8 protein-coding genes are annotated in these 12,122 nt (G+C 70.3%); 3 read left to right on the top strand and 5 right to left on the bottom strand.

Translation table 11 applies throughout. The features are described 5' to 3' along the window. Positions 1-50 precede the first annotated feature (50 nt). On the top strand, positions 51-1,229 hold the full coding sequence (locus tag VK611_01130; protein ID HMG39892.1) for an acetyl-CoA C-acetyltransferase: 1,179 nt from the start codon (positions 51-53) through the stop codon (positions 1,227-1,229). Further along, positions 1,184-1,960 (top strand): endonuclease/exonuclease/phosphatase family protein, encoded by a 777-nt coding sequence (locus tag VK611_01125; protein HMG39891.1) that lies wholly within the window; start codon positions 1,184-1,186, stop codon positions 1,958-1,960. The genes VK611_01130 and VK611_01125 overlap by 46 nt, the downstream gene beginning before the upstream one ends. Positions 1,961-1,982: 22 nt before the next feature. Here the strand turns inward: VK611_01125 and VK611_01120 are convergent, their stop codons facing one another. The 5 genes from VK611_01120 to VK611_01100 all read right to left on the bottom strand — a co-directional run bounded on the left by VK611_01120 (position 1,983) and on the right by VK611_01100 (position 9,059). Next, positions 1,983-3,476, bottom strand: coding sequence for a dynamin family protein (locus tag VK611_01120; GenBank protein HMG39890.1), 1,494 nt, complete (start codon positions 3,474-3,476; stop codon positions 1,983-1,985). Further along, the gene (locus tag VK611_01115) at positions 3,473-5,302 is read right to left on the bottom strand and encodes a dynamin family protein (protein HMG39889.1); all 1,830 of its coding nucleotides are present in this window, start codon (positions 5,300-5,302) and stop codon (positions 3,473-3,475) included. Before VK611_01115 ends, VK611_01120 begins: the two co-directional genes overlap by 4 nt. A gap of 242 nt (positions 5,303-5,544) precedes the next feature. After that, positions 5,545-6,765, bottom strand: a complete 1,221-nt coding sequence (locus tag VK611_01110) for a hypothetical protein (GenBank protein HMG39888.1) — start codon at positions 6,763-6,765, stop codon at positions 5,545-5,547. A 219-nt stretch (positions 6,766-6,984) separates the two neighbouring features. Beyond that, positions 6,985-8,160: a hypothetical protein gene (locus tag VK611_01105; GenBank protein ID HMG39887.1), complete on the bottom strand. Its 1,176-nt coding sequence runs from the start codon at positions 8,158-8,160 to the stop codon at positions 6,985-6,987. 257 nt (positions 8,161-8,417) lie between these two features. Beyond that, positions 8,418-9,059, bottom strand: coding sequence for a hypothetical protein (locus VK611_01100; protein ID HMG39886.1), 642 nt, complete (start codon positions 9,057-9,059; stop codon positions 8,418-8,420). Positions 9,060-9,247: 188 nt separating this feature from the next. Here VK611_01100 and topA point away from each other — a divergent pair, with 188 nt between their 5' ends. After that, entirely contained in the window at positions 9,248-11,977 is a 2,730-nt protein-coding gene (gene topA / locus VK611_01095; GenBank protein ID HMG39885.1) for a type I DNA topoisomerase, read from the top strand. The last annotated feature ends 145 nt before the right edge of the window (positions 11,978-12,122 follow it).

Raw genomic sequence — 12,122 nt, 5'->3', positions numbered from 1 at the left:
TCCAGGTACGCCCGCACGGCGCGTCCACCGTCCTCAGGGGGGTCCCAAAGATGGCTGGTTCAGTGATTCTCGCCGGTGCTCGCACCCCGATCGGGAAGCTGTCGGGAGGCCTCGGCAGCTTCAAGGCGACCGACCTCGGCGGGTTCGCCGTCAAGGCGGCGCTCGGCCGGGCCGGCGTCCAGCCCGACCAGGTCGACTACGTGTTCATGGGCCAGGTGCTGCAGGCCGGCTCCGGCCAGATCGCCGCCCGCCAGGCCGCGGTCAACGCGGGCATCCCGATGACCGTGCCCGCCACCACGATCAACAAGGTGTGCCTGTCGGGCCTCAACGCCATCTTCCTGGCCGACCTGCTCATCAACTCGGGCGCCGCCGAGATCGTGGTCGCCGGCGGCATGGAGTCGATGACCCAGGCCCCCTACCTGCTGCCCGGCGCCCGTGAGGGCTACCGCCTGGGCGACAAGTCGGTGGTCGACTCGATGATGTACGACGGCCTCTTCTGCGCCTTCGACCAGGTGGCGATGGGTGCCGGCACCGAGAAGTACGCCGCGTCGGCCGGCCTGGCGCGCGAGCCCCAGGACGAGCTGGCCGCCAAGTCGCACGAGCGGGCCGCGGCTGCCATCAAGGAGGGCCGCTTCGCCGACGAGATCGTGCCGGTGGAGGTGCCCCAGCGCAGGGGCGACCCGATCGTGGTCGACACCGACGAGGGCGTGCGGCCGGGCACCACCGCCGAGTCGCTGGGCGCGCTGCGGCCGGCGTTCGACAAGGCCGGCAACATCACCGCCGGCAACGCCTCGCAGATCTCCGACGGCGCCGCCGCCGTGATCGTCGCCTCGAAGGCGGCGGCCGAGCGTCTGGGCGGCACGCCGCTGGGCGAGGTCGTGGGCTACGGCCAGGTGGCGGGCCCCGACCCGTCGCTGCTGACCCAGCCGTCGCGGGCGATCCTGGCGGCGCTCGAGTCGACGGGTGGCTCGGTGAGCGACGTCGACCTGTTCGAGCTCAACGAGGCGTTCGCCGCTGTCGGCGTGGCCTCGATGGCCGACCTGGGCATCACCGACGAGGTGGTCAACGTCAACGGCGGGGCCATCGCCCTGGGCCACCCGGTCGGCATGTCGGGCACCCGGGTCGCTCTCACGTTGCTGCTGGAGCTGGGCCGTCGTGGCGGTGGCCTCGGCGCTGCCGCCCTTTGCGGTGGTGGCGGCCAGGGCGACGCCATACTCCTCAAGGTCTGAGCTCACTCACCGTCACCTCCTGGAACCTGCAGGGCAGCAAGGGCGTCGACGCTTCGTTCGTCGCGCACGAGGTGCGGGAGCGGGGAACCGACGTGCTCCTGCTGCAGGAGGTGCAGCGCGGCCAGGCCCGGCGCATCTGCCAGGCGCTCGGGACCACCCGGTCGCGCCACTGGGGCCTCAAGCACTGGCCGGTGCGGACCTGGTCGGAGGGCATGGCGGTGCTCGGGCTGACCGCGCCGCTGCGGGTGCGGACCTACCCGGTCACCCGGCGCTGGGCGTTCTGGAGCTGGCGCCGCCGGCTGATCCAGATCGGCCGCACCCCCGAGGGCGTGACCGTGGTGAACCTGCACCTCACGCCCCACGGGCCGACGTCGGACCTCGACCGCGCCGCCGAGATCGGCTGGCTGCTGCGACGCCTTCCCTCACCCGATCAGCCGGTGGTGATCGGCGGCGACTTCAACGCCGGCCCCGACGACCCCCTGTTCGACCGCCTGCGCGCCGCGGGCCTGCGTGACGCCTGGGTCACGGCCCATCCCTACGATCTCGAGGGCGGCCTCACCAACTGGTCCGGCCGCCGCGACCGCCCGCCGAAGCGCCGCATCGACCACCTCTGGGTCTCGGCTCCCGTCCAGGTCACCTCGGTCACCGTCCCGTCGACCACCGACGACGACCTCACCCCCTACGCCGCCCTCTCCGACCACCTCCCCCTCACCGCCACGCTGAAGACCTGACCCGAAATTGCGTTCGTGGAGGTCAGCCCAGGTTGACGAGCAGGCCCTCGCAGGTGCGGATCAGCACCCGGGCGGCGTCGGCGACCTCGCGGGACGACATGGGCGACTCGGCCCGGCGTTGCCACCGGCCGATCGCGTTCTGCAGGGCCCGGCGCAGCTCGGAGACGTCGGCCTCGGGCGACAGGTCCATCCGGGTGTGCAGCGCACCGCCCTCGGCGCCCAGCACCCGCTCCATCTCGGCGGCCTCCTGGGCCTTCACCTTCACCCCGCCCGCCCGCAGGGCGTTCAGCAGGCGGATCTCGGCGAACTCGTGCGCCCCCGAGGTGATCCGCTCGAGCTCCGACGCCAGCAGGTCCGAGCCCATCAGCGGATGCTCGTGCAGCACGCCCTCCAGCGCCAGCAGCGCCGAGCGGGCCTTCAGCACGTCACGTCGCTCGGCGAACTGCGACAGCAGCACGTCGCGCAGCTCCACCAGCCCCGAGCGCCGCACCAGCTCGCTCGACAGCGTGGTGGCGTTGGGCGCCGCCCCCTGGCGGATCAGCGCCACCGCCAGCCGCACGCCGAACATCCCCAGGCGGTCGAGCAGGTGCTCCCGCTCCATCGACGTGAGCGGGATCGCCGTCTCAGCCTTCACGAACCGGTCAGCGGAGAGGAACAGGGGATCGGAGTCGGTCCGGGAGGCCCCGGCGATGGAGTCGATGGCCTTGTACTCGGCCTCCCGCAGCGTCGCCCCCGACTGGGCCAGCAGGCCTGCGACCGGGACCACGGTCTGCGCCAGCCGCCGCACCTTGGGGTCGAGCCGGTAGCGCGAGGCGATCCGCTGGGCCGACGCCATCGAGTCGATCCGGCCCACGCCCACCTCGTCGGCCCGCGACAGCACGGCCACCGCGTTCACCGGGGTGGCCTGCGAGAACTCCTCGTCGTGGAAGGCCTCGAGGAAGTTGATGTCGGACGAGTGCAGGTGCCGCATCAGGTACAGCACGGCGTCGGCGGGGGTGACCTGGTCCTCGCCGGGGGTCAGGAAGGCGTGCGTGCGGGCCGACACGTCCTGCGACAGCGAGGCGATGCCGGGCGTGTCGATCAGCGTCATCTGCCGCAGCGACGACGACGGCCACTCGATCTGCAGCTTGTCGATGTCGTCGGCGTTGGCGCCGTTCAGGTCGACGTTGATCGCCCCGCCGTCGCGGGTGAAGGGCACCTGGCGGGCGTCGCCCGACTTGGGGATCAGCGTGGCCCGGTAGGTGATGCCGTCGCGGTACCAGGTGACGATCTTGGTGCACTCGCCGGCGTCGGTGGGGGCCAGCTCCTCGCCCACCAGGGCGTTCAGGAGGGTCGACTTGCCGGCCTTCACCTTGCCGGCGATCGCCACCCGCAGCGGTTCGTCGAGGCGGTCGAGCACGGCGGTGATGCGCCCGTCACCCGGCGTGCCCCGGTACGACTCGTGGGCGCGGGTCAGCAGCACCCGCACGCTCTCCAGCAGCGGGATGTGGCGCTCGCCGCTCTGCGTGACGCTCACTTGACACCCGCCTTGGCCAGGTCGGGGGAGAGCTCTATGGCCTTCTTGCGTAGCACGGCGATCCGCTCCAGCTCGGCGTTGACGTCCCGCAGCCGCTGCTGGCGGGTGGCCTGGTCGGACTTGACGGCCTTCTGGGCCGCCGCCAAGGCGTCCTGGGTCGACTTGTGCAGCTCCTCGGCGCGGGCCGCGAAGTAGTCGCGCAGCTGGCGCTGGATGCGTCGCAGCGTGTCGCGGGAGTCCTTCCCGACCACGAAGCCCACCTCGTCGGTGTACTTGCGGTGCGCCTGCTTGGCCTGGTTGCGGCGCATCTGGAGCTGGCGCTCCTTCTCGTCGCGCAGCGCCTTGCGCCCCATGAACAGGCCGATCACGATCGTCGCCGGGTTGGCCAGCGCCAGGCCGGCCATGTTGCCCAGCATGCCGAACATCAACATGCCGCCGTAGCTGCCGCGCATGGCGGCCAGGCCCTGGGCGCCCATGCCCATCTTCTGGGCCTGGATGTCGGTGTTGGCGTCGATGGCGGCGACGATGTCGGTGGGATTGATCAGGTCGAGCTGCACGGCCAGGTCGCCGCTGTCCTCGCCGAAGTGCTCCGCCACCCGGAACGCCAGCTCGTCGGACCGCCCGTGCAGGAACGTGTACGTGTGGACGATGTCCTCGGCGACCCGGCGGTAGAGCCAGGCCTGGAAGTCGTCCCAGGTCTCGGCGGGGTCGCTGGCGTCGATGGCGTCGTCGGCCTGCTTGGTGACCTGGCGGAGCCGGGAGCGCAGGTCGTGGTCGAGGTCGGTCTGCAGGTCGACGATCCCGTCGGACAGGCCCGTCTGCCACTTGGAGGCGCCGCCCCGCAGGCGGTTGAGCCGGTCCTGGAGCTCGGTGAGGTTGCCGACCACCTGCTGGGCGTTCTCCGGGTTGGCCAGCGCCTGCTGCTCGTTCTTGAACTGCGTGGTGAGCAGGGTGGTCACCGAGAGGACGTCGCTGGCCGCGGCCTTGATGGTGATCTTCTCGGCGTTGGCGGCGATCTCGTTCTGGAGGTAGCCCACCAGCTGGGGGAACCCGGACTCCTGGTTGAGGTCGCGGTCGTTGGTGCGCAGGGCGTGGATGCGCAGGGCCGACGACACGCACATCAGCGGCACGTTGATCTTCCGCGAGGCCAGGTGCTCGGTGTCGAGGTCGCGGATCTTGCGCCACGCCGGGTAGAAGTCGACCTTCGTGAGCACGCAGATCACGTTGGGGCACATGCGCCGGGCGGTCTGCAGGAACTCCAGCTCGGGGGCGGTGAACTCCTGGCTGGCGTCCGATATGAACAGCACCGCGTCGGCCATGGGCAGGGCGCCGATGGTGGCCGCGCTGTGGGCCGAGCCGAGCCCGCCGACGCCCGGGGTGTCGACGATGACCAGCCCGTCGGCCAGCAGCTTGCGGGGGATCGACACCTCGACGGCCTGCACGCGGCGCTCGTTGGAGGGGTTGGCGGCCTCGGTGACGTACTGGGCCACCTGCTCGATGGGGATCTGCTCGCGGATGGGCTCGTTGCGCTCGTCGATGTCGATGCTGGACGGGTCGTCGTCCTCCGGCGGCTTGAGCAGCACCGCCGCCGAGGCCTCGTCGCCGTAGCGCACGGCGGTGGGCGCCGAGGTGGCGATGTCGTCGTCGACAGGGCACACGGGGGCGTTGAGCAGGGCGTTCACCAGCGACGACTTGCCCTGCTTGAACTCGCCGACGACGAACACGTGGAACGAGGGGTCGACGAGGCGCTTGGCGGTGGTGGACAGCCGGGATGCCAGATCGGGTCGCTTGTACGCGGACGCGGCCTGGCCACCGAGGTTGACCACGGATAGGGCCTTCTGTACCGCTGCGGATCGCGCGGCAGCGTTGGGGTCTCCCGCCATGCCTCCCTGCTCCCTTCGACACGGATTCTGCCTGCTGTGCGGACGGCCCGGAGACGTGGCGGAATCTGCGTCGACCGTTCCCATCCAAGGTAACGCGGATCGCCGCAGGCATGAACTTGCGGCCTTCCGCGGCGAGGCCCGGTCCTGGGGGGAAGGACCGGGCCTCGACTGGGGGATCAGGTGTCTCAGAGGTCGATCAGGTCGTCGTCCTCGACCGTGGTGGTCGTGTCGTTGTCCTGGTTGCCGCTGTTGACGGTGTCGAAGCTGTCGACGGTGTCGAAGCTGTCCTCGACGTCGAAGCTGTCGTTGATCGACTGGTCGAGGTTGCCGCTGCCCTCGATGTCGAAGCTGTCGTTGATCGAGTTGTCGGTGTTGCCCAGCTGCTCGGCGCCGTCGTCGGCGATCTGGGTGGTGCCGCCCTCGTTGTACGACTCGACCGAGCTGCCCTCGGCCGAGGAGCCCTCGCCGTAGGCGACAGCGGCGCCGTCGTCGGCGTCGATGGCCACGTCGTTCGACTGGACCGTGTTGCCCTCGCCGACCGCGGACTCGCTGACGATCGAGTCGCTCACCACCGTCTGGGTACCGTCGCCGACGTTGGCGTTGACGGTGCCGCCCTCGGGCTCGTAGCCGGGGTCGACGATCGCCGTCCGCAGGATCGGGCCGTCGGGGCCCTCGGGGCCGTCGACGATCGTGCTGCCGCCCTGGGCCACGTTCTCGGCGTTGATGGCGTCGCCCTCGCCGAAGGCCGCCGCGCCCACGTTGCTGCCCACGATGGCCTCGTTGTCGTCGCCGACCACCGAGTCGTACACGTCGCCGGTGACCGAGCCCCCGACGTCGCCGGTGGCGATGGTCGAGTCGTACACGTCGCCGCCCACCTGGACGGCCTCGTCACCCGAGTTGACCTGGGAGTCGTCGCCGCCGAGGGCGTTCTCGTCGCCGGTCACCACGTCGTTGTCGAAGTCCTGGTTCACGTCACCGAACGCCGTGATGTCCTGGTTCACGGAGTTGTCGATGTTGGTGTCCTGGTCGTTGATCGTGGTGGTGTCGTTGTCCTCGAAGTGCTGGTTGGTGACGTTGACGACCTCGGTGTAGTGGTTGACCTGCCGCACGAGGTAGTCGCCGTCGGACTCGCCCGGCTGCTGCGGCGGAGGGGGCGGCGGCAGCTGAGGAGCGTCGTAGGCGGGGCCGTCGTAGCCCTCGGGGGCATCCAGCCCGTAGGCCGTGCGCAGCACCGCCGCCTGCTCGGGCGGCAGGGCCCCACACACTTCCTGGACGCCCTCGAGGAACTCGGCGCTCGTCATGCCCTCGGGGAGGTGCTCTTCCGTGTAGCCGCCGGGGTCGTTGGCGTACTCCGTGAGCTCCTCGTCGTCGTCGAAGAGGTTGAAGAGGAAGTTGAACACGCTCATCGCAAAGGTCTCCTGTTCTGTGAGCTCCGCCCGCTCGGGAGCCCTCGTTGGTGGTCAACCTACGCCTTGCCCTGGTCACGGGCATCGGGGATCGCCCCTTTGCCACCGAGGTGCCCGTGGGGGATCGAGGGGGTCCGGGGGTTCCCGGGGAACGCGAGAGGGCCCCGGTGAGCACCGGGGCCTGATCTCTCGCCTGACTGGGTTGTGCTCTGCGACCGACTAGAGGTCGATCAGGTCGTCGTCGACCGTCTCGGTGGTCGTGTCGTTGTCCTGGTTGAAGCTGTCCACCGTGTCGAAGCTGTCGACCGTGTCGAAGCTGTCCTCGGTGTCGAAGCTGTCGTTCACCGAGGCGTCGGTGTTGAAGCTGTCGACTGTGTCGAAGCTGTCGTTCACCGAGTTGTCGGTGTTGCCGAGCTGGGTGGCGTCGTCGTCGGCGATCTGGGTGGTGCCGCCGATGTTGGTCGACTCGACCTCGCTGCCCTCGGCCGAGGACCCGTCACCGAAGGCGACAGCAGCGCCGTCGTCGGCCTCGATGGCCACGTCGTTCGACTGGACCGTGTTGCCCTCGCCGACCGCCGACTCGCTGATGAGCGAGTCGTCCACGACCGTCTGGGTGCCGTCGCCGACGTTGGCGTTCACGTCACCGAAGGTGTCGTCGATGATCGTGGAGCCGTCCTGGGCCACGTTCTCGGCGTTGATGGCGTCGCCCTCGCCGAAGCTGGCGGCGCCCACGTCGCTGCCCACGATGGCCTCGTTGCCGTCGCCAACGACCGAGCCGCTGACGTCGCCGGTGACCGAGCCCTCGACGTCGCCGGTGGCGATGGTCGAGTCGCTCACGCTGCCGCCCACCTGGACCGCACCGTCACCCGAGTTGACCTGCGAGCCGTCGCCGCCGAGGGCGTTCTCGTCGCCGGTCACCACGTCGTTGTCGAAGTCCTGGTTCACATCGCCGAAGGCGGTGATCTCCTGGTTGACCGAGTTGTCGACGTTGGTGTCCTGGTCGTTGATCGTGGTGGTGTCGTTGTCCTGGTAGTACTGGTCGGTCTCGTTGACGACGCTGGTGTAGTGGTTGATCGAATCGATCGCACCGGTGAGGCCGCCGCCGTCACCGGACGCCTCGTAGGCCTCGTAGGCCGGAGGCGGAGGGGGCAGGTTCACGACGCCGCTACCGGCGAAGTTGGCCGCGCCACCCTGCGAGGTGAACGACTGGTTGCCCTGGTTGGTCTCGGCCAGGCGGTTCATCGCCTGGGTCACGTCGACCGCCGTGGCGTCGCCGAAGCCGGCCTCGGCCAGCGCGCCCTCGGGGTTGTTGTTGAACTCGTTCAGCGTGTCGTTGTCCTCAGACCCGAACAGCCCGCCGAGCCATCCGCTGAATGCATCGATATTGACAGCCATCTTCCGCAGCTCCTGGTTCCTGTCACCCGCCCGTCGGATGACCTATGGGGCAAGCTACGACAGGTCCCGGAAGCCGCCATCGGGGATCGCCCCGTCACGTTTCAGTGGCCCCGTAGGGGAAGTGCACACCGCCTGGGGGACCCGCCTAGCCAGGGGGAACAGTAGTCCTTACGGCGTCAGTACGCGGTCGCGCGCGCGGCGGGCGCGCAACAGCCCGGGGCTGGGCCCCGGGCTGCGGTGCTCACCTGGCGGTGGGATCAGAACGAGCCGATGTCGTCGAGGAATTCGCCGGGGTCGTCGGGGAGGTCGCCGGGGTCGTCGGCGTCGAAGCCGTCCACGTCGTCGACGCCGTCGTCGTAGTCGCCCAGGTCGTCGGGGCCTTCGGATGCCTCGGGGGTGAACGTGGCGTTCCCGAAGTCGGCCTCCTCGAAGGAGGGGGAGCCGAAGCCGTCGGGCCCGTCGGGCGACTCGGGGGTGCCGAGGGACTCGGTCTCGAAGCCCTCGCCGAACGCGGCGTCGTCGTCGACGTCGAGCACCGACACCTCACCGGTGCCGAAGTCGCCGTCGTCGTCGAGGTCGGCGTCCAGGGCGTCGACCGGGTCGGCGACCGCGTCGAAGTCCTGGGTCACGTCGCCGAAGGCGCCGCCCTCGACGTCGTCGTCCAGGTCGTCGACCGGCGACGGGGGGACGCTCGAAGCCGGTGCCGTGGCGGCCACCGCCTGGGCGACGTCGGGAGGCATGGTGTCGGCCACCAGGCCGAACGCCTCCGACAGGTCGTCGGGCGCGACATCCCCGTAGCCGTACTGCTCCAGGTAGGACGAGGGGTCGTGCGTGAACGCGGCCTGTTCAGCCGGGTCCAACACCACATCTCGCAGCACATCGAGCAAGGGCTTGCCCACGTCGGCCTCCAACGACTCTCGTCGTCCCCCGCCGGGGACTGGCTTCAAGCTACGGCGACCCTGCCCCGGGCGGCATCGGGGAAGCCCCCACTCGACCCCCATTCCGACCCGGTCGGGGATCTCCTGGGAAACAAAACAAGCCTAGGTGTTTGACACCGGTCGGCAGATGCCCATCAACTGTTCCGCCGATGCCCACGTCGTTAGTGATCGTTGAGTCCCCGGCGAAGGCCCGCACCATCGGGCGCTTCCTCGGCGACGATTTCGTGGTCGAGGCGTCCATCGGCGCCATCCGCGACCTCGACCCCAAGGGCCTCGCCGTCGACATCGACGACGACTTCCGTCCCAGCTACGTCGTCCCTCCGGGCAAGAAGGACGTCGTCAAGAAGTTGCGAGCCGCGCTCAAGGACGCCGACGAGCTCTATCTCGCAACCGACGAGGACCGCGAAGGAGAGGCCATCGCGTGGCACCTCACCGAGGTGCTCAAGCCCCGGGTGCCGATGCGGCGCATGGTCTTCCACGAGATCACGCGCCAGGCCATCGAGCAGGCCGTCCAGGAGTCACGGGACATCGACCAGGGATTGGTCGAGGCCCAGGAAGCCCGGCGGATCGTCGACCGGCTGTTCGGCTACCCGGTCTCCGAGGTGCTGTGGCGCAAGGTGTCGACGGGACTGTCCGCCGGCCGGGTGCAGAGCCCGGCGGTGCGCCTGGTGGTGGAGCGCGAGCGCGAGCGCATGGCGTTCGTCGCCGCCGGCTACTGGAGCGTGCAGGCGCAGTTCCCGACCGACCCGTCGTTCACCGCCAACCTGGTGCGACTCGGCCAGTCGCGGGTCGCCACCGGCAAGGACTTCGACTCCGGAGGCCGCCTCCAGCGCGCCGACGCCGTCGCCCTCGACGAGGGGTCGGCGCAGGCCCTGGTGGTCGCGGCCCGGCCGGCCACGTTCACGGTCGCCTCCGTCGACGAGAAGCCCTACCGCTCGTCGCCCAAGCCGCCGTTCATCACCTCCACGCTGCAGCAGGAGGGCGGGCGCAAGCTGTCGATGACCGCCCGCGAGGTGATGCGCACCGCCCAGGGGCTCTACGAGCGGGGCTACATCACCTACATGCGGACCGACTCGACCACGCTGTCGGACGAGGCGATCGTGGCGGCCCGGCGGCAGGTGGGCGAGCTGTACGGGGAGAGCTTCCTCCCCGACGCCCCGAGGACGTATCGCAAGAAGGTCAAGAACGCCCAGGAGGCGCACGAGGCCGTCCGCCCCGCCGGCGACCGCTGGCGGACCCCCGACCAGCTCAACGGCGAGCTGCGGGGCGCCGACCTGCGGCTCTACGAGCTGATCTGGAAGCGGACGCTGGCCTCCCAGATGGCCGACGCCCGGGGCATGTCGGTGTCGGTGCGCATCGAGGCGCCGGTGTCGGTCACGCCGCTGCAGGCCACCACGCTGGTCGAGACGCTCGCCAACAGCATCGACGGCGCCGGCACCCTCGTCACCGAGTGGGGCGCGTCGGGCCGGACCATCACGTTCCCGGGCTACCTGCGGGTCTACGTGGAGGGCTCCGACGACCCCGAGGCCGACCTCGACGACCGGGAGCGCGTGCTGCCGACCGTCGCCGTCGCCGACGTGCTGCCGGAGCCGGGTGTCGAGCCCAACGACCACACCACCCAGCCGCCTGCCCGCTACACCGAGGCCTCGCTGGTGCGACGCCTGGAGGAGCTGGGCATCGGCCGGCCGTCGACCTACGCCTCGATCATGCAGACGATCCAGGACCGCGGCTACGTGTGGCGCAAGGGCCAGGCGCTGGTGCCGTCGTGGACCGCGTTCGCGGTGATCAACCTGCTGGAAGGCCACTTCTCGGCCGAGGTCGCCTACTCGTTCACCGCCCAGATGGAGGACGAGCTCGACCAGATCGCGGTCGGGTCACGGGAGCGGTCGCCGTTCCTGCGGGCCTTCTGGTTCGGCGAGGAGCCGGCCTCGGTGGGCCTCACCAAGCTGATCGAGCTGGCCAAGGAGAACGCCGACCCGGCCCTGGTCAACGCCATCCCCCTGGGCAAGGACCCGGAGGGCAACGAGATCGTCGTCCGCAACGGGCGCTACGGGCCCTACGTCAAGCGGGGCGAGGACACGGCGTCGGTGCCCGAGGACCTGGCGCCCGACGAGCTCAACATCGACAAGGCGCTGGAGCTGCTGGCGGCCCCCAAGGGCGACACGCCCATCGGCCAGGCGCCCGATGGCCTGCCGGTGTACGTGAAGTCCGGGCGCTACGGCCCCTACGTGCAGCTCGGCGACGCCGACACCCTGCCCGAGGGCCAGAAGCCGAAGATGGCGTCGCTGTTCAAGACGATGACGCCCACGTCGGTCACGGTCGACGAGGCCCTGCAGCTGCTGACGCTGCCGCGGGCGGTGGGCAGCGACCCCGAGACCGGAGAGCCCATCGAGGCGCTCAACGGGCGGTTCGGGCCCTACCTGCGCAAGGGCAGCGACAGCCGGTCGCTGGGCTCCGAGGACGAGCTGTTCACGGTCTCGCTCGACGACGCCCTGCGGCTGTTCGCCGAGCCGAAGCGCCGGGGGCGGGCCGCGGCCGCGCCGCCGCTGCGGGAGCTGGGCAACGACCCGGTGAGCGACAAGCCGATGGTCATCAAGAGCGGCCGCTACGGCCCCTACGTGACCGACGGCGAGACCAACGCGTCGCTCCGCGAGCGTGACGGCGACAAGGTCGAGGAGCTGACCGACGAGCGGGCGGCCGAGCTGCTGCAGGCCCGCCGCGACGCCGGCCCGTCCACCGGTCGGCGCCGTCCCGCCAAGAAAGCCGCTGCGAAGAAGACCGCCGCCAAGAAGGCCGCGGGGACGAAGAAGGCCGCGAAGAAGACGGTGGCGAAGAAGTCGGCCGCCAAGAAGTCGGCGGCCAAGAAGTCGTCCGGCTGAACCCGAGTCTCCTGTGGTCGGTCCGGCGAGGACGAGTCGTCTGTGGTCGGAGACCGACCACAGACGACTCAGGTCTTGTCGGGCGACCACGGATGACTCGGGTCGTCATGGGGTAGGTGCAGGTCGGCGGGGATCACCGCGGGTG

The organism is Acidimicrobiales bacterium, from assembly GCA_035316325.1.
Lineage (GTDB): Bacteria > Actinomycetota > Acidimicrobiia > Acidimicrobiales > VFJN01 > DASXTK01.
This window is presented reverse-complemented; position numbering and strand designations above follow the sequence as displayed.

Bases quoted from the DNA above. Each gene is read 5' to 3' on its own strand.
- VK611_01130 (HMG39892.1), top strand. From the start codon at position 51: ATGGCTGGTTCAGTGATTCTCGCCGGTGCTCGCACCCCGATCGGGAAG.
- VK611_01110 (HMG39888.1), bottom strand. From the start codon at position 6,765: ATGAGCGTGTTCAACTTCCTCTTCAACCTCTTCGACGACGACGAGGAG.
- VK611_01105 (HMG39887.1), bottom strand. From the start codon at position 8,160: ATGGCTGTCAATATCGATGCATTCAGCGGATGGCTCGGCGGGCTGTTC.
- topA (HMG39885.1), top strand. From the start codon at position 9,248: ATGCCCACGTCGTTAGTGATCGTTGAGTCCCCGGCGAAGGCCCGCACC.